General features: G+C 59.5%; 18 protein-coding genes and 1 tRNA gene. 9 read left to right on the top strand and 10 right to left on the bottom strand.

The window, feature by feature from the left end:
• Positions 1–19 precede the first annotated feature (19 nt).
• From ACN0VH_RS05670 to ACN0VH_RS05655, 4 genes are all read left to right on the top strand, one after another.
• Complete coding sequence (locus ACN0VH_RS05670; protein WP_417699845.1) at positions 20–3,007, top strand: helicase-related protein; 2,988 nt, start codon at positions 20–22, stop codon at positions 3,005–3,007.
• A gap of 6 nt (positions 3,008–3,013) precedes the next feature.
• Positions 3,014–3,388, top strand: a complete 375-nt coding sequence (locus ACN0VH_RS05665; protein WP_278921154.1) for an RNA-binding S4 domain-containing protein — start codon at positions 3,014–3,016, stop codon at positions 3,386–3,388.
• Positions 3,389–3,452: 64 nt separating this feature from the next.
• Positions 3,453–3,791, top strand: a complete 339-nt coding sequence (fdxA, locus tag ACN0VH_RS05660; RefSeq protein WP_122072740.1) for a ferredoxin FdxA — start codon at positions 3,453–3,455, stop codon at positions 3,789–3,791.
• A gap of 324 nt (positions 3,792–4,115) precedes the next feature.
• Positions 4,116–4,628 (top strand): CarD family transcriptional regulator, encoded by a 513-nt coding sequence (locus ACN0VH_RS05655; protein WP_232400241.1) that lies wholly within the window; start codon positions 4,116–4,118, stop codon positions 4,626–4,628.
• Positions 4,629–4,740: 112 nt separating this feature from the next.
• Here the strand turns inward: ACN0VH_RS05655 and cobS are convergent, their stop codons facing one another.
• Positions 4,741–5,499, bottom strand: a complete 759-nt coding sequence (gene cobS, locus ACN0VH_RS05650) for an adenosylcobinamide-GDP ribazoletransferase (RefSeq protein ID WP_278921153.1) — start codon at positions 5,497–5,499, stop codon at positions 4,741–4,743.
• Positions 5,500–5,601: 102 nt separating this feature from the next.
• Here cobS and cobT point away from each other — a divergent pair, with 102 nt between their 5' ends.
• Entirely contained in the window at positions 5,602–6,618 is a 1,017-nt protein-coding gene (gene cobT / locus ACN0VH_RS05645; RefSeq protein WP_278921152.1) for a nicotinate-nucleotide--dimethylbenzimidazole phosphoribosyltransferase, read from the top strand.
• Between the two features lie 185 nt (positions 6,619–6,803).
• Here cobT and ACN0VH_RS05640 read toward each other — a convergent pair whose 3' ends face one another.
• The 3 genes from ACN0VH_RS05640 to ACN0VH_RS05630 all read right to left on the bottom strand — a co-directional run bounded on the left by ACN0VH_RS05640 (position 6,804) and on the right by ACN0VH_RS05630 (position 10,611).
• Entirely contained in the window at positions 6,804–8,684 is a 1,881-nt protein-coding gene (locus tag ACN0VH_RS05640; RefSeq protein WP_417699844.1) for a monovalent cation:proton antiporter-2 (CPA2) family protein, read from the bottom strand.
• 188 nt (positions 8,685–8,872) lie between these two features.
• On the bottom strand, positions 8,873–10,093 hold the full coding sequence (locus tag ACN0VH_RS05635; protein ID WP_417699843.1) for a PAS domain-containing protein: 1,221 nt from the start codon (positions 10,091–10,093) through the stop codon (positions 8,873–8,875).
• A gap of 62 nt (positions 10,094–10,155) precedes the next feature.
• A complete protein-coding gene (locus ACN0VH_RS05630; protein ID WP_278921149.1) occupies positions 10,156–10,611 on the bottom strand; it encodes an Lrp/AsnC family transcriptional regulator in 456 nt (151 codons plus the stop codon).
• A 159-nt stretch (positions 10,612–10,770) separates the two neighbouring features.
• Between ACN0VH_RS05630 and hppD the strand changes: the two genes are divergently transcribed.
• A complete protein-coding gene (gene hppD / locus ACN0VH_RS05625; RefSeq protein ID WP_278921148.1) occupies positions 10,771–11,871 on the top strand; it encodes a 4-hydroxyphenylpyruvate dioxygenase in 1,101 nt (366 codons plus the stop codon).
• A 107-nt stretch (positions 11,872–11,978) separates the two neighbouring features.
• On the opposite strand, the gene ACN0VH_RS05620 is transcribed toward hppD, so the two are convergent.
• A complete protein-coding gene (locus ACN0VH_RS05620; RefSeq protein ID WP_417699842.1) occupies positions 11,979–14,576 on the bottom strand; it encodes a hypothetical protein in 2,598 nt (865 codons plus the stop codon).
• Between the two features lie 176 nt (positions 14,577–14,752).
• Here ACN0VH_RS05620 and ACN0VH_RS05615 point away from each other — a divergent pair, with 176 nt between their 5' ends.
• Positions 14,753–15,472, top strand: a complete 720-nt coding sequence (locus ACN0VH_RS05615) for an SIMPL domain-containing protein (RefSeq protein WP_278921146.1) — start codon at positions 14,753–14,755, stop codon at positions 15,470–15,472.
• Between the two features lie 136 nt (positions 15,473–15,608).
• On the opposite strand, the gene ACN0VH_RS05610 is transcribed toward ACN0VH_RS05615, so the two are convergent.
• Positions 15,609–16,901, bottom strand: a complete 1,293-nt coding sequence (locus ACN0VH_RS05610) for an O-acetylhomoserine aminocarboxypropyltransferase/cysteine synthase family protein (RefSeq protein WP_278921145.1) — start codon at positions 16,899–16,901, stop codon at positions 15,609–15,611.
• Positions 16,902–17,095: 194 nt separating this feature from the next.
• The gene (locus tag ACN0VH_RS05605; RefSeq protein ID WP_417699841.1) at positions 17,096–18,085 is read right to left on the bottom strand and encodes a GT-B fold glycosyltransferase domain-containing protein; all 990 of its coding nucleotides are present in this window, start codon (positions 18,083–18,085) and stop codon (positions 17,096–17,098) included.
• A gap of 158 nt (positions 18,086–18,243) precedes the next feature.
• Here ACN0VH_RS05605 and ACN0VH_RS05600 point away from each other — a divergent pair, with 158 nt between their 5' ends.
• On the top strand, positions 18,244–18,669 hold the full coding sequence (locus ACN0VH_RS05600; protein WP_278921143.1) for a hypothetical protein: 426 nt from the start codon (positions 18,244–18,246) through the stop codon (positions 18,667–18,669).
• 18 nt (positions 18,670–18,687) lie between these two features.
• Here ACN0VH_RS05600 and ACN0VH_RS05595 read toward each other — a convergent pair whose 3' ends face one another.
• Positions 18,688–19,563, bottom strand: a complete 876-nt coding sequence (locus ACN0VH_RS05595) for a hypothetical protein (protein WP_278921142.1) — start codon at positions 19,561–19,563, stop codon at positions 18,688–18,690.
• A gap of 280 nt (positions 19,564–19,843) precedes the next feature.
• Between ACN0VH_RS05595 and ACN0VH_RS05590 the strand changes: the two genes are divergently transcribed.
• A tRNA-Thr gene (locus ACN0VH_RS05590) sits at positions 19,844–19,919 on the top strand.
• 80 nt (positions 19,920–19,999) lie between these two features.
• On the opposite strand, the gene ACN0VH_RS05585 is transcribed toward ACN0VH_RS05590, so the two are convergent.
• Both ACN0VH_RS05585 and ACN0VH_RS05580 read right to left on the bottom strand, forming a co-directional pair.
• Positions 20,000–20,194 carry a hypothetical protein gene (locus tag ACN0VH_RS05585; protein ID WP_417699840.1) on the bottom strand — a complete coding sequence of 65 codons (195 nt, stop codon included), beginning with the start codon at positions 20,192–20,194 and terminating at the stop codon, positions 20,000–20,002.
• Positions 20,195–20,483: 289 nt separating this feature from the next.
• Positions 20,484–21,329, bottom strand: coding sequence for a DUF4394 domain-containing protein (locus tag ACN0VH_RS05580; RefSeq protein ID WP_417699839.1), 846 nt, complete (start codon positions 21,327–21,329; stop codon positions 20,484–20,486).
• Positions 21,330–21,389 lie beyond the last annotated feature (60 nt).

Below are 21,389 nucleotides of genomic sequence, written 5' to 3'. Positions count from 1 at the left end.
CAGAATAGGGGCTGAACTGATGGCAGGCGGATCACGGGTACTTGCGGTTTTGGGACCGACCAATACCGGCAAGACGCATTATGCGATTGAGCGGATGCTGGGCCATCGCACTGGCATCATGGGATTTCCACTGCGGCTTTTGGCGCGCGAGGTCTATGACAAGATCGTCGCCATTCGCGGCCCTTCCGTGGTGGCGCTGGTCACCGGCGAAGAGCGGATCGTGCCGCCGCGGGCCAAATACTGGATCTGCACGGTCGAAGCGATGCCGCCCGGCATGGGCTGTGATTTTCTGGCCATTGATGAAATCCAGCTCTGTGCCGATCAGGAACGCGGCCATGTCTTTACCGAGCGGCTGTTGAAATCGCGCGGCACCAACGAAACCCTGTTTCTGGGTGCCGACACCATGCGCGGGCCGATTGCGGCGCTGGTGCCAGGGGTCGAATTCCTGCGCCGTGAACGCATGTCGGAACTGGTCTATGGTGGCTCCAAAAAGATCAGCCGGATGCCGCCGCGCACAGCGATCGTGGGGTTTTCGGTTGATAACGTCTATGCCATCGCGGAATTGCTGAAACGGCAAAAAGGCGGTGCTGCGGTGGTCATGGGCGCGCTGAGCCCGCGCACCCGCAATGCCCAGGTGGCGCTATATCAAAATGGCGAGGTCGATTATCTGGTGGCCACCGATGCCATCGGCATGGGGTTGAATCTGGATATCGACCATGTGGCCTTTTCGGCCACGTCCAAATTTGATGGCCGCCGGATGCGGCCCCTGATGCCTGCGGAACTGGCGCAGATCGCGGGCCGGGCCGGGCGCGGCATGAGCCATGGCAGCTTTGGCGTCACCGGGGATGCCCGCCCGCTGGACGACCATGTGGCCGAGGCCATCATGGAACACCGTTTTGAGCCGCTGAAAAAGCTCAACTGGCGGTCGTCTGATCTGCAGTTCGGCACCGTCGAGGCGCTGATCCGTTCGCTCGAATCAATCCCCGAGGACGAAGTCCTGATGCGCGCCCGTGAGGCTGATGATCTGGGAGCTTTGAAATTTCTGTCCCGCGATAGCGGCATAATCTCGCGCACAACCAACCCGCAATCGGTGCGTTTGCTGTGGGATGTTTGCCGGATTCCGGATTTTCGTGGTATCTCTCATGGGGAACATGCAGCGCTGATTGGGGGTATATTCGAATATCTGCATGGCGGCGGCGTGGTCCCGGATGATTGGCTGGCCCGCCAGATCAAGCGAATTGACCGCACGGATGGCGATATTGATACTCTTTCCAAGAGGCTGGCCTTTATTCGTACATGGACCTATGTCTCACAGCGTAAAAATTGGTTGCATGACGAAAGCCATTGGCGCGGGGTGACTCGCGCTGTAGAAGACAGGTTGTCAGATGCGCTGCACGAGCGCTTGACTCAGCGATTTGTGGACCGGCGCACATCCGTGCTTCTGCGCCGGCTCAAACAGAAGGAGGCCCTTTTGGCCGAAGTGAATGACAAGGGTGAAGTGACCGTCGAGGGCGAATTTGTCGGACGGTTGGACGGGTTTCGGTTTACGCCGGACAAAAGCGCACAGGGCGCCGAGGCAAAGACATTGAAGTCTGCCTCGCTGCAGGCGCTGGCGCCGCAATTCCATCTGCGCGCCGACCGGTTCTACAATGCACCCGATACCGAGATCGACTTCACCGAACAGGGTGGCCTGATGTGGGGCGACGCTGCGGTTGGTAAACTGGTGGCCGGCGCTGACCCGCTGAACCCGCAGGTTGAAGTCTTTGTTGACGATGCCGCCGGCGCCGATGTTGCGCAAAAGGTCGAACGTCGCTTGCAGCATTTCATCTCTCGCAAGGTGCAGGCGCTGTTTGAGCCGCTTATCAATTTGCAAAAAGACGAAGAGCTGACCGGCCTGGCGCGTGGCTTTGCCTTCCGTCTGGTCGAAGCTCTTGGGCTGCTGCCGCGTCATACCGTGATGCAGGAAGTCAAAGAATTGGATCAGGATGCCCGTGGCGCACTGCGCAAACACGGTATTCGCTTTGGTCAGTTCACCATCTTCATGCCGCTGCTGCTGAAGCCGGCTCCGACGCGCCTGCGTTTGGTGCTGTGGTCGCTTGCCAATGGTGTGCAGGAATTCCCCGAAGCGCCGCCTCCCGGTTTGGTCACCGTGCCTGCCGCCAAAGACGCGCCAAAGGGCTATGATACCATGTCCGGCTACCGCGAAGCAGGCGAGCGGATGATCCGCATCGACATGCTGGAACGTCTGGCCGACATGCTGCGCGCCGAAGACAGCCGAGGCGGCTTTGAGGCCAAAGCCGATATGCTGTCGATCACCGGCATGACGCTAGAGCAGTTCGCAGATCTGATGCAGGGACTTGGCTACCGTGCTGAAAAGGGCGAACGCGCCAAGGTGAAGGCTGCGGCAGAGACCGCTAAAGAGCCCGAAGCTGAGGTATCAGGCGATACAGCCGCCGACGCGCCAGGCGAAACACCGGTCGAAACACCGGTAGAGACACCTGTTGAAGCGCCGGTTGAGACACCAACAGAGACCCCAACCGCGCCCCCAGCCGAAGTTCCTGTCGAGACCCCGACAGAAACACCGGCCGAGACCCCGACGGAAGCACCGGCTGAGGCCCCCTCAGAGGGCGCTGCTGACACCGCTGCCGAGGCCCAGGCTGAGATGGAGGTTTTTTATACCTTTGCCTGGGGCGGTCGTGGTCGCCAGGGCGGCAACCGTGGCGCGCGGCGTAGCGATGCTTCCGGTCAGGACGGTCAGGAACGCCGCGGTGGCAAGCCGCGTGTCGCTGGTGGCAAGGCACGGTCTGGTCAGGCTGGTTCCTCTGGTGAGCGCACCGCTGGTAAATCCGCTGGCCGCCCCGGTGGAAAGCCCGGCGGCAAAAAAGCGGGCCGCCCGCAGCAGCAGGGGGGCAAGACCTATTCCGCCCGCCCGCCCAAGAAGGAAAAGCAGATCGATCCGGACAATCCCTTTGCCGCAGCTCTCATGGGGCTGAAACAGGGCGATTGACCCGGCATGGAGCCGCAGGCTGCTAAACTCCGGGTCGACAAATGGCTTTGGTATGCGCGGTTTTTCAAAACCCGCAGCCTTGCAGCCAAACAGGTCAGCGCCGGGCATTTGCGCCTCAACGGCACCAAGATCACAAAAACGGCTCAGAGCGTCACCCCAGGCGATGTTCTGAGCTTTCCACAGGGGCGACAAACCCGTGTGGTTGAAGTCCTCGCCCTTGGCAATCGCCGCGGTCCGGCCCCCGAGGCACAGGCGCTTTATCTTGATAAAACGCCAAAACAGGACAATGTACCTGTAAACCCCGGGTTTGAGGGAAAAGGGCGTCCTGACAAGAAGACTCGCAGAGCGCTTGACCTTTCCCGCCAGCGGGACTTCACGTGATGGCTTGAAGCTGGGGCGAGTCTGATTTAGCTAGTGGCCAAACAACAAATGGGACCGCACCCACATGACCTATGTCGTTACGGATAACTGCATTGCCTGCAAATACACCGACTGTGTCGAGGTTTGCCCGGTAGATTGTTTCTATGAAGGTGAAAACACCCTGGTTATTCACCCGGATGAATGCATCGATTGCGGCGTCTGTGAACCGGAATGCCCGGCGGATGCCATCCGTCCGGATACCGAGCCAGATATGGACAAATGGGTTGAATTCAACCGCAAGTATTCCGAAATGTGGCCGGTGATCGTGTCCAAGAAAGACCCGATGCCCGGCGCGGAAGAGCGTGACGGAGAAGAGGGTAAGCTGGAGAAATATTTTTCCGAAGCCCCCGGTGAAGGCGGGTAATCCGGGAAATTTCGGATAATTTACGGCGGCTATCCTGCTGAAATCGCTTAAAATGGCCGAATTTTGACCGTTCGGCGCCACTTCACCCCTTGCCCGCCTTTCGGGGAGGGGGTTTTTGTGATATGATAATCATCAGATGTATATGAAACTGGAACTCACCTCACGCAGCACAGTTGATGTCGCGCGCGGGCTGGGGGATTGAATCACGGTGACGATTGATCTCTGGTACCGCACTATTGCGGGGCCGGGGCGCAAGCGTTGCCGTTGTTGTGTCGGATCTCCCTTCGGGGACTAGGCCGACCTCAAGTGCAAGGAAAGACCTGTATGACAAAATCGAAGAAGCTCGCATTCCGTCCTGACGAATTTGTGGTTTATCCCGCCCACGGGGTTGGGCAGATCATTTCGATTGAGGAACAGGAAGTGGCCGGCTTTGCGCTGGAACTTTTTGTAATTACCTTCGAAAAAGACAAGATGACGCTGCGGGTGCCAACCAACAAGGCGATCGAAGTGGGCATGCGCTCGCTCAGCTCTCCGGATGTGATCAATCAGGCGATGAAAACCCTGAAGGGCAAGGCCAAGGTCAAGCGCGCCATGTGGTCCCGTCGGGCGCAGGAATATGAGCAAAAGATCAATTCTGGCGATCTGATCGCTATTGCCGAAGTGGTGCGCGATCTGCACCGCACCGATGATCAGCGCGAGCAAAGCTACTCTGAGCGCCAGCTTTATGAAGCCGCTCTGGAGCGGTTGACCCGTGAAGTTGCCGCAGTGGCAGGCGGCGACGAAATCCTGGCCGCAAAACAGGTCGGCGATGTGCTGACCTCACGGGTTGCCGCCTGATCCGAGTGTTGCCCCTTTGAAACGGTGCGCACCAGATCAGGCTGGGGCTTGAGAAAATAGTCGGGAAGAGGCCCGCAGTCTTATTGGCTGCGGGCCTTTTTGTGGTCGCAGATCAGCTGTAGATGGCGACGAGGGTAAGCACTCCCGCAACTTCACAGAGTTGTTGACAGGCGCCCAGTACATCGCCGGTCTGGCCACCGATCTTATGCTGTGCCAAAGCCCCCAGTCCCAGACAGGTAAGCACGAGCATGGCGAGAACGGCCAGAATATGCGCCCCCAGCAATGGCAGCGCCAGTGCAACGGCAAGGCAAACGCCAAGGCCGACGGCCCGCCGGGGTGGCCGCCCGAGGCTTTGCGAAAGGCCCGACTGGCGGGCATTGGGAAGCCAAAGCATCACAACGGGCATCGCGGCCCGGCTCAGGGCTGCCAGGGCCAGCAGGCTCCAGATCTGCTCCAGTTCGATCAGCAGCGCAATGGCCTGCCAGCGCAGCCCAAGCGAGAGCACCAGCGCCAGAACGCCGTAGCTGCCGATCTGGCTGTCCTTCATGATCTCAAGCCGACGGGCAGGATCAAACCCTCCCCAGAACCCATCGGCGCAATCCGCCAGTCCGTCTTCGTGCATCGCGCCGCTCAACAGTACCTGAACCACCAGCAAGATCCCGGCGGCAAGGGGGGCTGGCAGGCCAAGCGCCAGGGCCAGTAGTGCCAGCAGGCAGGCGGGCAGGGTAACGGCCACCCCGGCCAGCGCAAAGGCCCATGTGGCGCGCGCCTGCCGATGAAAGCTGGCTGCGTTCAGGCGCGGCAGCGGCAACCGGGTCAGTAGCACCAGCGCCAGGGGGATATCCACCAGAGATGTGTCGTTTTTTCTCATTTGCGGGCCTCATGCAGGACTTGTGAAGCCGCGATAAGCCGCTAAACAGGACGAACCAGATTTACCCGCACCTGCGGTTCAGATGCAACGAGGCTTTAGTCAATGCTGCCAACACTTTCTTCCCTTGATGACATGCGCCGCCAGTTGGCACAGGCCAGCGGTGCAGACCAGATGGCGCTTGATGCGGCTGGCCAGCGTAATGGCCAGCTGACCAAACCTCCCGGCGCGCTGGGACGGCTAGAGGATCTGGCGATCTGGTATGGCGGCTGGCGCGGGACGGACCGGCCAGCGATCACATCGCCGCAGGTCATTGTCTTTGCAGGCAATCACGGGGTGACGGCGCAGGGCGTTTCTGCCTTCCCGGCCGAGGTGACCGCCCAGATGGTGCTCAACTTTGAACAGGGCGGCGCGGCAATCAACCAGCTTGCCAAACTGGCCGGGGCGCGCATGGATGTTCATGCGCTGGAGCTGGATACCCCGGTGCAGGATTTCACCACGGGTCCAGCCCTGCCCGAGGCTGATCTGCTGGCCGCCTTGCAGGCGGGCTGGAACGCCGTTGACCGGGAGGCTGATTTGCTGGTCGTAGGCGAGATGGGTATCGGCAATACCACCTCTGCGGCCGCGCTGGCCCTTGCGTTGTTTGGCGGTGACGCGGCAGACTGGACTGGCCGGGGCACCGGTGTCGACGATGCCGGGCTTGCCAACAAGAGCCGGGTTGTCGCTGAAGGTGTGGCGCTGCACCAGGCTGCGATCCGCGATGGGCTGGATGCGTTGGGATGCCTGGGCGGGCGCGAAATCGCCGCCATGGCGGGGGCGATTGCCGCTGCGCGTGTCTTGCATATTCCGGTGATCCTGGATGGCTTTATCTGTTGCGCCGCAGCGGCCTGCCTGCTGCGCACCGATCCAGGTGCGCTGGACCATGCGGTGGCAGGCCATGAAAGCGCCGAAAGCGCGCATCCTGCCCTGCTGAAGCAGCTTGGCAAGGCCCCACTGCTGTCCTTGGGCCTACGCCTTGGTGAAGGCTCTGGCGCGGCGCTGGCAATCCAGGTGCTGAAAGGGGCCATTGCGTGCCACAGCGGCATGGCGACCTTTGCTGAGGCGGGTGTCGCCGCAGGCTAGCCCAAGAGGTTTTGCGCGATCGGCAAAAGCCCACGGCGCAGGCCTTGGGCTTTTGCCTTTCAAAGACCGCAGGCGCAGCCTCTTGGGTGCGTCGCGTTCATTTGTAATCTCGCAACCTGCTCCGCTTAGGTGATGCCGCATGTTTTAGCGGTGCAAGACCAGCGGCCACTTTTGCGCAAGATGTGCTAGCCCTTATCCTTTTTCTCGGCCAGGTCCTGCAGGGCGATTTCCAGATCCTTTTCCATTTCGCGGGCGCGTTCGATATAGGCCTGGTTTTCGCTGGTGGGGATGTCGGCCCGCCAGAAACTTGCCAGCTCGCGCAGGCTTTTGCGGTCATGGGCGTAAAAGGTCTGTTCTGCCTGTGCGGCTTCGTATTCGCTCAGCCCGATTTTTTCCAGAACATAGCGCCCGGCCCGCAGTGAGCTGTCGAACATTTCACGCACGATATCATCCGCACCCGCCTGGTAGAGCGCAAAGACATGGTTGCGATCATAGGCGCGGGCGATGATATGCAGGTCCGGGTAGGTGCGCCGTACATAGCTGACCAGCTTGACGCTTCTTTCGATGTCATCCAGCGCCACCACCAGCACATGCGCCTTGGCAATCCCGGCAGCCTTGAGCAGTTCCGGGCGGGTTGGATCGCCTAGGAAGCTCTTGAATCCGAAGCGGCGCATCAGCTGTACCGCCCGCATGTCATTGTCCAGCAATACGGTCTTGAACCCGCTTGCCCGGACCAGCCGGTTGACGATCTGGCCAAAGCGGCCAATGCCGGCAATGATTACCGGCCCCTGTTCGTCAATTTCATCCGGTTCATGTTCGACCCGCTGATCCTTTACGAAATGGGACAGCAGATCATAGAGAATGAACAGCAGCGGCGTGATCAGCATCGAGAGCGCAATGACCAGCAACAGCTTTTCCGCCAGCGGTGCGGGAATCACATTTTGCTGGCGGGAAAAGGCCAGCAGCACAAAACCAAATTCGCCTGCCTGCGCCAAGCTGAGCGTGAACAGCCAGTGATTGCGCTGTTTCAGACCAAAGGCCCGGCCAATGAAATATAAAATGGCCCCCTTGGCCACAATTACGAGCAATGCCAGCCCCAGCAGATCGCCAGGGTTGGCCAGAAACAGCTTGTAGTTGATGCCGGCCCCGACGGTGATGAAAAACAGGCCCAGCAACAGCCCCTTGAAGGGGGTAAGATCGCTTTCCAGCTCGTGGCGGAATTCAGAGTTGGCCAGAACCACCCCGGCCAGAAAGGCGCCAAGCGCCGGGGACAGGCCCACCAGGGTCATCAGGAAGGAGATCCCAACCACGATAAGCAGCGCCAGCGCGGTATACATTTCGCGCAGCTTGCTGGCATGGATGAAGCGGAATACCGGTTGGGTCAGATAGATGCCAGCCAGCACCACAGCCCCGATCACCCCGAGGGTTGTCAACGTCACGGCCCAGCCGGGCAGCCCGGCAACAAGTGACAGGCTGTCATGGCCCGCAGCGCTCTTTGCCGCGCCTTCAAGGCCGCGTTCAATCGTTCCGTTTTCACCAAGTTGTAGCCCGCCATTCACAGCCAACAGGGGCAGAAAGGCGAGAATGGGAATGACGGCAATATCCTGAGTCAGCAGCACCGAGAAAGAGGCCCGACCACCACCGGTTTGCATCAACCCCTTTTCCGACAGGGTTTGCAGCACAATCGCGGTAGAGGACAGCGACAGCGCCAGTCCGATCGCCAGGCTGACTTGCCAGGTTTCCCCGGCCATCAGCGCGGCCGCCATCAGCGCCAGGGTGCTGGTCAGGACCTGTAGCCCGCCCAGCCCAACCAATTTGTGACGCATCGCCCACAGAGCGCGGGGATCAAGCTCTAGCCCGATCAGAAACAGCATCATGACAACGCCAAATTCGGCAAAATGCTGCAGGTCTTCGGTTTCGGCCCCGACAAGCCCCAGCACTGGTCCGATAATGATGCCGGCCGCCAGATAGCCCAGAACAGAGCCCAGCCCTAGCCGCGCCGCGAGGGGCACGGCAATGACGGCAGCTGCGAGATAGATTGTTGCTTGATATAGAAATGCGTCCATACCAAATGGTATCGCAAGCGGTCCGCGACTTGGCAACGGTTTAAGCGGGCCGGCGGTAAAGCCAAATCTCCGCCCGGCGCATCCCCGCCAAGCGAATAGGGGGGAGGCCAGGGTCAAATGGGAAACGGCGGCCAGGTTTCCCCGCCGCCGCCTGTGCTGCCCTGCATCGCCGGTTTTTTTGGGGGGGGTTACTGATCCATCATGCGGATTTCATTGCTGAGCTTGCTAATATTGTCGAGGCGGCGCGAAATCCGTTCCTGGAAGACCCCAAGCTGGTCGATGATATCCGAAAGGGTCTCGCCTGATTCCGGCAGGCGTGCGCTTTCAATCTTACACAGGACGCGGGTTGAGCTCAGCCCCAGGAACTGGCGATGCATGACCTGACAGGCGCGCATGATACGGTCTGCCTCAAGGTCCACCTCTTCCACGCCTTTTCTGGCCCGATCTGTTTCCGCTTGCACCATATCGGTTAGGTTGCTGCGTTCGGCGTCCATATCGATACTGCCCAGGCCCCGTTGTTCGGTCTGAAGCTGCGCATTGCATTCATTCAGGATGCGGGCCATGCCTTCGACAAAGAGGCTATTGGTGACGGCCAGTTTGATGGCGTTGAAATTGCTGTTTTCTCCCATCACATGGGCTGCAAACCAATCCGACATCTCGCGCGACATCGCGCCATAGTTCTGGGACAGAACAGTGACCGGGCCGCCCGAGGGTTCGATACGAGAGGCAATGACCCGCAGGTTATGCGGGATCGTGTGCATGGCGTCGAAATCCTTGACCAGGCCCTGGGTCTCTTCGACCAGGGTTTCAGCATTGGCCATCATCCGGCGCAGATCAGAGATCTTGGCGTCTCTGGGGCGCTCCAGCCCTGCATCCCGGGCCAGCAGTTCTTCGCTCAGTGCATGGGTGGCAAACTGGTGATAGTTTTCGAACCCCTTGCTATGGATCCAATCCATCATCCTTTGGGCGCTGTCTACCGGGCTGAGACCTTCGTTGACTTCTGCCTGGCGCATGTCGTTATAGGCGGCTTTGACTTCCTCAAACAGGGTGCTGCAGGGAGAAATCCGTGCCGACAGGTAGCCCCCCTTGCAGGGCACGACAACTGCAAAAACCCAGTAATACAGTCCGTCTTTGGCCTTGTTCTTGACGTAGGCGCCAATGCTGTCTCCGGCATTCAGGGTATCCCAGAACAGCTGGAAAACACCCTTTGGCATATCCGGGTGGCGGATGATCTTATGTGGTGCGCCGATCAGCTCTTCCCAGCTGTAATTGGCGACACGTTTGAATACGTAGTTACCCGCTTGGATAACGCCTCGCTCGTCGGTACGGGAAAAGAATACCTCGTTCAGAGCGAAGGGGGCGGCGCCTGTCGAGGGGCGAACTTCGATGCGACGGTCTACAAAGGACAAGGGAGGGTTCCACTTCTATATCGTTCAGGTGTGATTCCTACATTGCAAACCTTCATTTACTGTTAAGTCGGCAGGGGCGCGTCGCGTTTTAGCTGCGCCATGACGATCTGGCTTTGCACGCGGGCCACGGCGGGATGCGGCAAAAGAATCTCGTGGATTAACTGATTTAGCGCCTGCAGGTCATGGCAATAGACCCGCAGCAGGTAATCGGCCTCGCCGGTCATGGTCCAGGCAGACGTTATTTCAGGACGGGTGCTGACCAGGCGGCTGAAGCTGGCGGATTGTTCCGGGCCGTGGCTGCCCAGATTGACATGCACAAACCCCTGCACCGTAAGGCCGATCTTGACCGGATCCAGCCGGGCGCAATAGGCTTGGATATAGCCTTCGGCCTCTAGACGTTGGCGTCGTCGGCCTGCCTGGCTGGGGGAAAGGTTCAGCAACTCTCCCAGATCCTGCGCGGTGAGATGTGCATTTTTCTGCAATGCCGCGAGCAGCTTGGTGTCGGTGGCGTCAATCATATGCGGTGTTTTCCCAATTTTTCGCATTGTTGCGTGAATATTCCGCATATGGAAGGGGGTATCGCATGAAGAACGCGCAAAACAAGCATCTCATGTGCGCTATTATCAAGGGGAACAGACACCTAAGCCCGCATCCCGCGACAATTGGAGGAAACCACCATGGGTCCATTTCCGCATAACGCGCCAAAAACAGTCATCAGCGAAGAAAACCCCGCCGGTACCGACGGTTTTGAATTTGTTGAATTCGCCAGCCCTAACCCGCAAGAGCTGCGCGATCTTTTCACCAAGATGGGCTATGAACAGGTTGGCCATCACAAGACCAAAACCGGGGTAGAGCTGTGGCAGCAGGGCGATATCACCTATATCCTCAACGCCGAAAAAGGCAGCTTTGCCGATAAGTTCGTAGCCGAGCATGGCCCCTGTGCCCCCTCGATGGGCTGGCGTGTTGTGGATGCGCAAAAGGCCTTTGACCATGCGGTTTCCAAAGGTGCCGAAGCCTATGAAGGCGACGACAAGACGATGGATGTGCCCGCGATCAAGGGTATTGGCGGTTCGCTGATCTATTTCATCGACCAGTATTATGAAACCTCGCCCTATAACGAGGAATTCGAGTGGACCAAGCAATCCAAGCCACGTGGCGTTGGTTTCTACTATCTCGATCACCTCACCCACAATGTTTACAAGGGCAATATGGACAAATGGTTCCGGTTCTACGGCGATCTGTTCAACTTCAAGGAAATCCGTTTCTTTGACATCGAGGGCAAGTTCACCGGGTTGCTGAGCCGCGCGCTGACCTCGCCCTGTGGCCGCATTCGCATTCCAATCAACGAAGACCGTGGCGAGACCGGCCAGATTGTTGCCTATCTGAAGAAATACAAAGGCGAGGGCATCCAGCACATCGCGGTTGGCGCCGAAGATATCTACAGTGCCACCGACGAAATCGCGGATCGCGGTATCACCTATATGCCGCCACCCCCGGCCGCCTATTATGAGCTGAGCCACGACCGCGTCGTGGGCCATGAAGAGCCGCTGGACAGGATGCAGAAACACGGCATCTTGATTGATGGTGAAGGGGTCGTGGATGGTGGCGAGACCAAGATCCTGTTGCAGATCTTCTCTAAGACAGTGATCGGGCCGATCTTCTTTGAATTCATCCAGCGTAAGGGCGACGATGGCTTTGGCGAGGGCAATTTCAAAGCGCTGTTTGAATCAATCGAGCGTGAACAGATTGCCAACGGAGAGCTGGACGCTGCTGAATAAGCCAGACAATTTACCAGGCTAACAAAAAGCCGGGTCTCTTACATGGGGCCCGGCTTTTTCCGTTTCATTTCCGCCCGTGCAGCCTGTGGCCGGGCAGGGTGTGGGTATCAGTCGCCTGGAAGTTCTAACGTGATGTTTTTGCTTCTCTTTTGGTACTGAAGCTGGTTTTCGCCAATGGCCAGGACAGTGCCCCCGTCCAGGCGATCTCCGGTGCTGACCTGGCGGGTGCGGCCACTGGGCATCCGGATCAGGGCCTGTCGGTTAGAGGGCTTGCCGAAGATCCCGATCAGGTTCACCTGCCGTAGGTTGATGGCATTGGTGAGCGTGGCCTGGCGCGCCACCGAAGCAGAGCTGGGGATGCTGGGCGAGACCGTGCGCGGGGCTGCTGATGCTGCCGTGGCGCTGCTTGCTGCGGCAGTAGTGGCGCGTTGCCGTGTGGCACGGTCTACCAGATTGGCAAAGTTGGCAGGCCTGCTGCGCGGCGCGGTGGACGATGTCACAGCCAGGCTGCTGACGGGCTGATTTTCCTGTTCTTCTGTCTTCAGGCTGGCCGGGCGGGGGCGTGGCCTGACACGGGCCAATTCTGCCCGGCTTAGCCCGCCCAGGACCGCGCGCTCTGCCTGTTCTACCAGATCTGACGGGCGGGGACGGGGGCGGGTTTGCGACAGGGTTGCGATGCGGGCATTTTCCGCCTCGGTGTCGGCTGCGTCAAGCGCGGCGCGGGCGGGGGTGGGTGGCGGCACCACGTCTGGGCGGCCCAGGTAGACCATCACCCCATCTGGGTTCAACGTGCCGTCCGGGGTGGCGGTTACCAACCCGCGATTGTCCAGCTCAAACCCGCGTCCCGCCGCTGCCGGATCGCTTAGCGCATTTGGCACTGTATCGTGCTCCAATCCGGGGGACAGGGGCAGGGCAATCGCATCCTGCGACAGATTGCTGTTGTCGATAGAGGCAACATAGATGTCATCCAGTGTGACCAGCGCAGGCGGCTGGGTGATCTGGGGCACCTGCTGCCAGATGCCTGTCGCTGCATAGAGCGCGGCTGCGCTGCGCGCTGCTTCCCGGTCCGTCTGATCCTCTGCGGCCTCAGCGTCGTCCTGCGGCGTGCTCTCCTCCTCGAACGTATCAAGCACGGGCTGGCCCGTGCTTGCGTGCAGTTGCGGTTCTGTCTCTTGCGGTGTTGGGGCGCCTTGCTCGACAATGCCGGGGTCGGGCTGGTCTGGGATTGCGCTCACCTGTGGGGCGATGCTGACAGGTTCCGTTTCGTTTTCGCTGAGCGGGATTTCCGCGGGCTGGGGCACACCGGCCTCTGCGGGATCAATATTGGCGGCGGGCTCTGGGGTGGTGGCTGATCGCTCGGCTGCGGGGGGAAGTGGCGGTTCGTCTTCAGTCACTTCCAATTGCGTGCGTTCAGAGGCAAAGAAAGATCCGCCCTCTGAGAACAGCGCAAATGCGGCAATAGCGGCCATGGTCAGCAACAGCGCTGCGGTCAGGATCAACCCCAGATACCGCGGTTTACCCTTGGTGCCTTCAGATTCGAGGCTGTTTGCCGCCTGCGCGGCGGCGGGGCTGATGGCGGGGGAGGGCGTTGCGGCGCGGTCACCGGACGGGGATTGCAGGGGCTTGCGGCTGGCCTGTACGGGTTTTGCCGTGCCTGTCCCATCTGCGGGGCGTGGCGGCGCAACAGCAGGGGCGGATTTGCTGCCCACTTTTGCGTTGGGGGCTGCGGCATCAAGTGTTCCACCGCTGCCGGTCTTGTCGGCGGCATTTGCGGCGCGGGCCGGTCCAACCGGTTTTGCCGCTTCGCCCTTGGGATTGGCGGTGGCGGCAGGTGCCGGTTTGACATGCGGCGCTGCAACCGTGGCTGCGATCTTTGCTGTTTTTGCCGTGGCGGCACCAGCATCGGGGCGGCTGGGCGCATCCGTGGGTTTACGGCGACGCGTGCTGAACCCGGCGATTGGACCGCTGTCTGCCTGTGGGGCTGTGTCCGAAAGGCCAGATCCCGAAGCGGGGGCATCTGGGTCCAGTTCTGCCGGTGCCTCGGGCAGGGTCAGCATCGCCTTGGCCGCAGGTGTCTTGGCGTCGCGAAGCCTGTCTTTGCCTTGTGGCTCTTGTGGTTTTGAGGCCTTTGTCTCTGGTACCTTTGGCGCCTTATTCTCTGGCTGGGGCAGTTTTGCGGGGCCGACATCGACCACAGCAATGCCGTCTGGCTCGATCTCTTGATCGCCCAGCGATGGGGCCGGACCAAAGAAGGGCTCTCCGAGGAAGCCGGACCCTCCGGGCACCGCTACAAAGGAGGCTGGCGTAAAGCCGTTTTCCAGCGCAAAGCTTTCGGCCTCTGCCAGGGTTTCATGGGCCACCGCGGCAATATGGGTCTGGCTGCCGTCTTCTGACAGATCAAAGGCCAGGTCGGACACGGCATAGGGCGTAGCCCCTTCCAGCGCGGCACGCGCCACGTCGCGGCGGCGTGCGGGATCCGATACCCCGGTTTCAATGGTCAGGTAGCGGATCTGCTCATTTGGAATGATCAGCTTGCACAGACCATTGCTGTCCAGCGCATCACCCTTGGCGCGCAGGGCGGCAATATCGGCGGTCATAGTGTCACCGCCAAGCGGCACAGACCCCACATTGCGCCAGCCCCCGGCGGCACGATGCAGCAGAACAATACCCTCAGCGGAAAGAGAAAGAGCAAACCCCGGTTTCATAATGCGGTCAAACCATCCAAATCTTAAATGCCCGGACCGCGAGGAGTCCATTCAGGCTGTGTCAGGGCAGACCATAAAGCAGGACTCCGCCGAGTGAAAGGAAAAGAGCACAACCAGCCCTTGTCAGCGGTGATCTGCCACCCCCATCTTAGGCGGGAGAAAAAGGAGCTTTAACAATGAAAACAAAGACAGTTTTGATCACCGCCCTGGCATTGGGTTTGTCCTTGGGCAGCGTGGCGAGAGCGGAGACCCCAGTGGATCGCAATATTGTGGTCACCGGAGAGGGGCAGGTCGAGGTCTCGCCGGATATGGCGGTTATCACTCTTGGCGTGAGCAAAGAAGACGTCGAGGCAGGCGCGGCTATGGCGGCGGTCACGCAGGATATGGCGGCGGTTGTGGCGACGCTGCGTGACGCGGGGATCGCGGCCACGGATATGCAGACACAGCAGATTTCTTTGCATCCGGTCTGGTCCAACCCGCGCGGGCAGGGCACAGAGGAGCCACGCAAGATCACCGGGTTTTCTGCCTCCAATACCCTGAACCTGCGGGTGCGCGATCTGGATCAGCTGGGCACGGTGCTGGATCAGGTTCTGCGGGCCGGGGCCAATCAGTTCCAGGGGCTGCGCTTTGATGTGGCGGATCACGCGGGCCTGGAGGTTCAGCTGCGCGCGGATGCGGTTGCGGATGCCATGGCCAAAGCAGAACAGTTGGCCAAGGCGGCTGGGGTGACATTGGGCCCGGTGCGCAGCATCACCGATCGTCAGCCCGGTGGTGGGCGTCCGATGATGGCCATGGAAATGGCGCGCGGCGGAGCCATGCCAATCGAAGCGGGCGAGCTGAGCTTTACCCATAATGTCGATGTGGTCTTTGATCTGCAGGTGTCGGAAACAAAGTAGCGCAGTAGCGCAGAACCGGCTGCCGGTTCTGCGCACCTAAAACATGCGAAATAGAATGACCGCGACAAGCTCTCGTGATCAAAAGGCCGGGCAATTGCCCGGCCTTTTTCTTGTCAGTGATGGCTGTTGTGCAGTGTCAGCCGCAGGCTTTGGTCAGGGCCTGGTCCAGATCGCGGATCAGATCGGCGGAATCTTCCAGGCCGATGGAAATCCGCACCACATTGGCCCCCGCGCCAGCGGCCTCTTGCTGTTCCGGTGAAAGCTGGCGGTGAGTGGTCGAGGCAGAGTGGATGATCAGCGACCGGGTGTCGCCAAGGTTGGCCACATGGCTGAAGATCTCCAGTGAATCGACCAGTTTGATGCAGGCGTCATAGCCGCCCTTCACTGCAAAGGTGAACAGCCCGCTGGTGCCCTTGGGGAAGCACTTCTGCGCCCGTTCATAGTAGGGAGAGCTTTCCAGCCCGGCGTAGGTCACATAGTCGACCCGGTCGTCCTGCTCCAGCCAGCTGGCAACGGTTATGGCGTTCTCGCAGTGGCGCTGCATCCGCAGCGACAGGGTTTCAACGCCCATCAGTGTATAATGTGCCGCCTGTGGGTTCATCGTCATTCCCAGGTCCCGCAGCCCGATGGCGATGCCATGGAAGGTAAAGGCCAATCCTCCAAAGGTCTCATGGAATTTCAGTCCGTGGTAGGCGGGCTCTGGCGCGGAAAGCGAGGGAAATTTGTCGCTGGCGGACCAGTCGAATTTTCCGCTGTCGATCACTGCGCCACCGGTCACTGTGCCATTGCCGGTCAGATATTTGGTGGTTGAATGCACCACCAAGGTCGCGCCCTGGGCAATGGGGTTGCACAGGTAGGGTGTGGCGGTGGTGTTGTCGACAATCAGCGGCACACCTGCGGCATCAGCCACATCGGCAATGGCGCGTACATCGGTGACATAGCCGCCGGGGTTGGCGATTGATTCGCAGAATACCGCGCGGGTGTTTTCATCAATTGCCGCCGCAACCGCGGCTAGATCATCGGTATCAACAAATTTGGCCGACCAGCCAAAGCGTTTGATTGTTTGGCTGAACTGGGTAACCGTGCCGCCATAAAGACGGGTCGAGGCAATGACATTGCAGCCTGGGGCCATCAACGGGAATAGCGCCATGATCTGCGCTGCGTGACCAGAAGAGCAGCATACCGCCCCAACGCCGCCCTCAAGCGTCGCCAGGCGTTCTTGCAACACCGCAACCGTGGGGTTGGTCAGACGGGAATAGATGAAGCCGACTTCCTGCAGATTGAACAGGGCAGCGGCATGATCGGCATCGCGAAAGACATAGCCGGTTGTCTGGTAGATTGGTGTCTGCCGGGCCCCGGTTGCCGGGTCGGGCTTGGCGCCTGCATGGATCTGCAAGGTATCAAAGCCATAGGCTGGTGCATCGCTCATTCTGGTCTCTCCCTGATCAATACTGTTGGCGAATGTCTAGGACAGCTTGCCGCGTAGTACAACGCAGGCGTTGCAGTTTGGAACGCTTCGGCGTCTTTTGCTGCCACAGGAAGAATATTGTTCCAGGACCCTGCCTGGGTGCCCGATGGCTGCTGTAAAACCCGCATGGCGCGGCTGCTGCGGGGCAGCCGACCTTAGCGCAGCCAGTGCCCTGCAGATTTGATCTTGTTGCGGATGGCCTGTTCGCGCCGGGGCAGGTTGTCCTGATCAAACAGGGCCCGCACCCTTGCGCCCCGGTTTTGATAGACCAGCCGCTTGATCGGCTCATAGGTTTTCAGCACTTTTTTCAACCAGTTTGGCGCTGCGATCTCTTCGAGCAGCGCAATGACCGCATCGCTTTCACGGGCATAGAGCAGCGGGAAAAGGCGGTAGTGGCAGCTGGTGTCCCCATCAAGATAACCCACAGGCAGCGTGTCGCGCCCACCACCAAAGGAGTGGATCACCAGTGGCAGAGCCACCTGATCCAGCCAGGGATCCAGCGACTGGCCAACCAGTTCGATGGGCGGATCAGTCAGGATAGACTGCGCGTAGCTGGCAAACCTTGCGCCAAAGGCCTGGGGGCAGGCACCATAAAAGAACCCGGCATTGAAATAGAGATAGCGTTTCCAATATTCATCAGGTTGGCTGTGATCCAGCGTTGGTTCGATATCAAGATCAAAACGCCGATACAGGGCGCGCCAGATCGCATCATAGCCAGGCCCGTACAGGGTTGGCTTGGGCCAGGTGCCTTCGCGCCGCAAAGACGCCGATGGGCGGCAAAAATCGAACGGCACTGCCTGCAGGTCGCCGGTGATCAGGGTGTCGCTGTCAAAGAAGACAAAGGGCTCTCCCTCGGGCATGGCCTGCAGGGCCTCGATCTTGTTGCCATAGGGGTAACTTTCGCCAAAGAGCTTGCTCTCAAACGGGAGCAATTCAACATCCAGACGGGTCAGCGCCGCCAGCACCGCCGCATTGCGCAGGCTGGGGTCTTTCTGCCAGAGCGGGCCGGGCTGCGGCACGGCGACAAACAGGCGTCCCGAAAAATCAGGGCAGCTGTGGCGCAGAGAGGCGGCAAAAAGCAGTGCCTCATATTGCAAACGGCCGGACTGGCCGATGATCATGACGTTGAAAGATTGCTGCGCCATCGCTGTTCCTGTCTGCTGCATGCTGTGCGCGGTTGGGGAGTGGGGGTCTTTTGCTCTATAGTGCAACTTGGACCTGGCCAAAACCCACTCTGCGAAGGGGGGCGTCTCATGGTGCCGGTCCGCGACTTGTTTGTATCAGTTTCAGCGAGGGATTGAGAATGTTGAGAGGTTTATTTGCGGCACCTATCTGCCTGGTCCTGGGCATGGTGCCAGCCCTGGCGCAGGCAGCGCCCTTTACCACTGCCGCCGAAGTAAAACCGATACTGGCGGCAACCAAGGCAAACTGGATCTCTGTACGGGAATTTCAGGGGCAGGATCTGCTCTATGTGACGCATCTGTGGTCCTGGCGCTGTGGGCTGTCGGGGATCCGCATCAGCATCAATGGCGCGGCGCCTGAAAACTGGCCCTTGCCGCCATGCCACGAAGACCAGCCCGCACCCAATGCGATCCTGGAAGAAGACGGGATGCCCTATAAAAGCTATCCTTTACAATCGATCGAGCAGGTTTCTATTGATCTGTTTTACGATGACCAAACGGTAGAGAGCCTGACCGTTGACCGCGCAGGCCAGCCCATCGCGCGCTAGGGCCGCCAGACTGGGCCATCAGGGCGTGAGCAGAGTAACACCGGGAATGCCGCGAACTCTCTCCATGTCCGCTTCATATAGCGCAGTCACCTCCTCAACCAGGGTTTCGCTCCAGCCGGGCAGATCGATTTCCTCTACCAGCGCGTCTTCATCGACGTATTTGTCCAGAAAGGCAGCAAAGACGCGATGGCGCTGGGGCTGGGACAGGTCGGGATGCTGCGCCAGATATTGACGCAGGCGTCGCATGCCTTCGCGGTCCATGATCGCCGCGAGCAGATCCATGCCACCATTCAGGCGTTCATCCGCAGGTATTGCGGACATGTCGCGGATGATTTCGGCCCAGATAAGCGGCATGTCCTCAAAGCACCAGGTGGTGATCTTTACCTCGGGCACCGCCTGGCGCAGCCGATACAGCAGATCAGACCAGCGCAGGCCATAGGGATCTAGCGCCTGCAGCACCTGCGTCTTGCGATCCGGGTGGGCGTTTTCCAGTAGAACAGGCAGCAGTGTGGCGGGGTTGCGCAACCCGATGAACAGTTCAATCTGATCCTGTGCAAACAGCTGCTGCAGTGAGCGCAGGCGCTCCTCGGCCTCGGGGTAAAAGCGACTGCCGTCAATGGATTGCCGTTGCGAACCAAAGAAATGGGCATTCGACAGCAGGACACGCCTGGCCTCTTCCTCCTCCAGAATAGCGTCCCACAAAACATCGCGTGATCCTGGCGCGGCAGTGCCATCCTGCAGCGCGGCGATACAGTCCTTAAGCAGATAGCGATATTTCCCCGGCGCCGGCACAGCCGTCCCATGGGCGCGAAACCGTTCCTGGTTGCGCTGCAATGTCTTGACCAGGCGATCCTCTTCGGTGCCATGTGCTCCGCAGTGAAAAATGACCTGCATGTGGGGTCTCCGGGCGTCTTGGATGCGTCAGGCTTACTCTGCTAACCGACCTGGGTCAAACCAGCTGGATCGGGGCACCGGGTCCACCTTGGAATATTGCGCGCGCGGCACACCCTTTGTAGGCGCGCTCACTCCCGATATGGGGCCAAGCAGCAGCCGCAGAAATTCCGCGCATTTTCTTCCTCGGGGGTCTTGCAAACAGTTTCTGTTGGTGTAGAAGGACGCTGCAACCGCGAAGCACCGATCTGATCCGGTCTAAACGCGGTCCTGCAGTAAGAGTGCCCCTATAGCTCAGCTGGTAGAGCAACTGATTTGTAATCAGTAGGTCCGCGGTTCGAGTCCGTGTGGGGGCACCATTTAAATCAATCACTTAGAAGAAATGGTGTTTGAAGTTGGAAAGTTGTTGGAACATGTTTTCCAGCGAATGTTCCAACTGTCAGCGGTTTTGCCTCAAGTTGACCACTGTATTCGCCCCTTCTGAGCGCGCGCGAGAGTAGTCCTGAACCTCGGAGCGGACTTCCTTTTCGATCAGACCGATTGCCTCTTCGATCCCTTTGGGTTTGGCAAAGAGCGCAATAATCCCGTCTTTGTCGGGAAGGGTGGTCCGTTCTGTTGAGCTTGTTTCGGTCATTGGTTTCTCCATAGGGAAACCCTCTGTATGGAAATGCGCAAGGATTATGAATTCTATTAAAGGCATGGTCCTTGTGGCGTGCAAACTGCGGGGCCGGTCCCGTAAGGTTGCCGCAGTGCTAAAGGAAACCACTGATCTGCGAAATCAGCATGGCCGCCTGTCAAACGTGTTGCGGAATGCGCCTTGTTTTCGCATCCCGAAGCGTGAAACGCTGCTACTGCGTGGATGAATTGAAAAAGGCGGCACTCAAAAGAGCGCCGCCTGTTACTCATTACTCATGCTTGGTAGGTCACATCCCGGATGAGGCTGCGAAGCTGGAAACCTCAGCGGTTCCCAGGTCCGACAGAAGTGTTGCGGCACCCGTCAACAAGTCGATGGCATAAAGTCCCGCGCTGCCCTGTCCATCAATCTGAAGTACGGCATAGGCAGCATTGGTGCCTTCTTTGGGCGAGACAATGTCGAACCCGCCCAGGGGCAGGATATCGGCCGGTTCTCCATCGATGGTCACAAGACCGACCGTCTCAAGCGTCCCTGCGTTGTTCGCCAGGCTCACCAGCGCATTGGTGCGCGCATCCAGGGCGTATTGGAACGTACCGCTGGCCTTCGCACTGCTGATCGCGTTGGTGTAGGCATTGGCAAAGATCAAAGGCTTCTCGCCTTCGAACATGTCGCCTTCTGCGTAGAACAGATCGGTAAAGCGGCGAACGGAATTGGCCTTGTCATCGCCAAAGTCGGTTGGGAAGTAGACAAGGTTATCCCCCATCGAAGAGACGGCGCGCACGGCGTCGATCTTGTTGTTGAAATCGAAGGCAACCACCGCGCCGTCCGCGATCACGGCATCGTCCATGAAGGTTGCGCCCTGATCCATCGTTTCACCGGAAACCGTGTCGATGGTCACTATCATACCATCTGCATAGCCGATGAGGTCACCGGTAACAGGACGCCAGGCGATGGACCGGAGCGGCGTGGACAGCTCCACCATGCGCGCCTTTTCGGGGGTGGAGATGCTATCCATGATCGTCAGGCCTGTGCCATCGGCGGAGAGCATGTAGCCCATGGTACCTGCATGGCCATCCGCAAAGGCGGGGGCGGCGAGCAGGGCGATGGCGGCGGTGAGGGATGTAGATCGTAGCATGAGGTTTCCTTTCATGAATCCTGTTCGGGACCGCGCAGCGCTACGCGCACTGCGCATATT

The organism is Pseudophaeobacter sp., from assembly GCF_048267565.1.
GTDB classification, from domain to species: domain Bacteria; phylum Pseudomonadota; class Alphaproteobacteria; order Rhodobacterales; family Rhodobacteraceae; genus Pseudophaeobacter; species Pseudophaeobacter profundi.
The sequence above is the reverse complement of the archived record's forward strand: the minus strand, read 5'-3'. Positions and strand labels throughout refer to the sequence as shown.

Coding starts and splice junctions, on each gene's coding strand:
- ACN0VH_RS05670 (WP_417699845.1), top strand. CDS start 20: ATGGCAGGCGGATCACGGGTACTTGCGGTTTTGGGACCGACCAATACC.
- ACN0VH_RS05665 (WP_278921154.1), top strand. CDS start 3,014: ATGGAGCCGCAGGCTGCTAAACTCCGGGTCGACAAATGGCTTTGGTAT.
- fdxA (WP_122072740.1), top strand. CDS start 3,453: ATGACCTATGTCGTTACGGATAACTGCATTGCCTGCAAATACACCGAC.
- ACN0VH_RS05655 (WP_232400241.1), top strand. CDS start 4,116: ATGACAAAATCGAAGAAGCTCGCATTCCGTCCTGACGAATTTGTGGTT.
- cobS (WP_278921153.1), bottom strand. CDS start 5,499: ATGAGAAAAAACGACACATCTCTGGTGGATATCCCCCTGGCGCTGGTG.
- cobT (WP_278921152.1), top strand. CDS start 5,602: ATGCTGCCAACACTTTCTTCCCTTGATGACATGCGCCGCCAGTTGGCA.
- ACN0VH_RS05640 (WP_417699844.1), bottom strand. CDS start 8,684: ATGGACGCATTTCTATATCAAGCAACAATCTATCTCGCAGCTGCCGTC.
- ACN0VH_RS05630 (WP_278921149.1), bottom strand. CDS start 10,611: ATGATTGACGCCACCGACACCAAGCTGCTCGCGGCATTGCAGAAAAAT.
- hppD (WP_278921148.1), top strand. CDS start 10,771: ATGGGTCCATTTCCGCATAACGCGCCAAAAACAGTCATCAGCGAAGAA.
- ACN0VH_RS05620 (WP_417699842.1), bottom strand. CDS start 14,576: ATGAAACCGGGGTTTGCTCTTTCTCTTTCCGCTGAGGGTATTGTTCTG.
- ACN0VH_RS05615 (WP_278921146.1), top strand. CDS start 14,753: ATGAAAACAAAGACAGTTTTGATCACCGCCCTGGCATTGGGTTTGTCC.
- ACN0VH_RS05610 (WP_278921145.1), bottom strand. CDS start 16,901: ATGAGCGATGCACCAGCCTATGGCTTTGATACCTTGCAGATCCATGCA.
- ACN0VH_RS05605 (WP_417699841.1), bottom strand. CDS start 18,085: ATGGCGCAGCAATCTTTCAACGTCATGATCATCGGCCAGTCCGGCCGT.
- ACN0VH_RS05600 (WP_278921143.1), top strand. CDS start 18,244: ATGTTGAGAGGTTTATTTGCGGCACCTATCTGCCTGGTCCTGGGCATG.
- ACN0VH_RS05595 (WP_278921142.1), bottom strand. CDS start 19,563: ATGCAGGTCATTTTTCACTGCGGAGCACATGGCACCGAAGAGGATCGC.
- ACN0VH_RS05585 (WP_417699840.1), bottom strand. CDS start 20,194: ATGACCGAAACAAGCTCAACAGAACGGACCACCCTTCCCGACAAAGAC.
- ACN0VH_RS05580 (WP_417699839.1), bottom strand. CDS start 21,329: ATGCTACGATCTACATCCCTCACCGCCGCCATCGCCCTGCTCGCCGCC.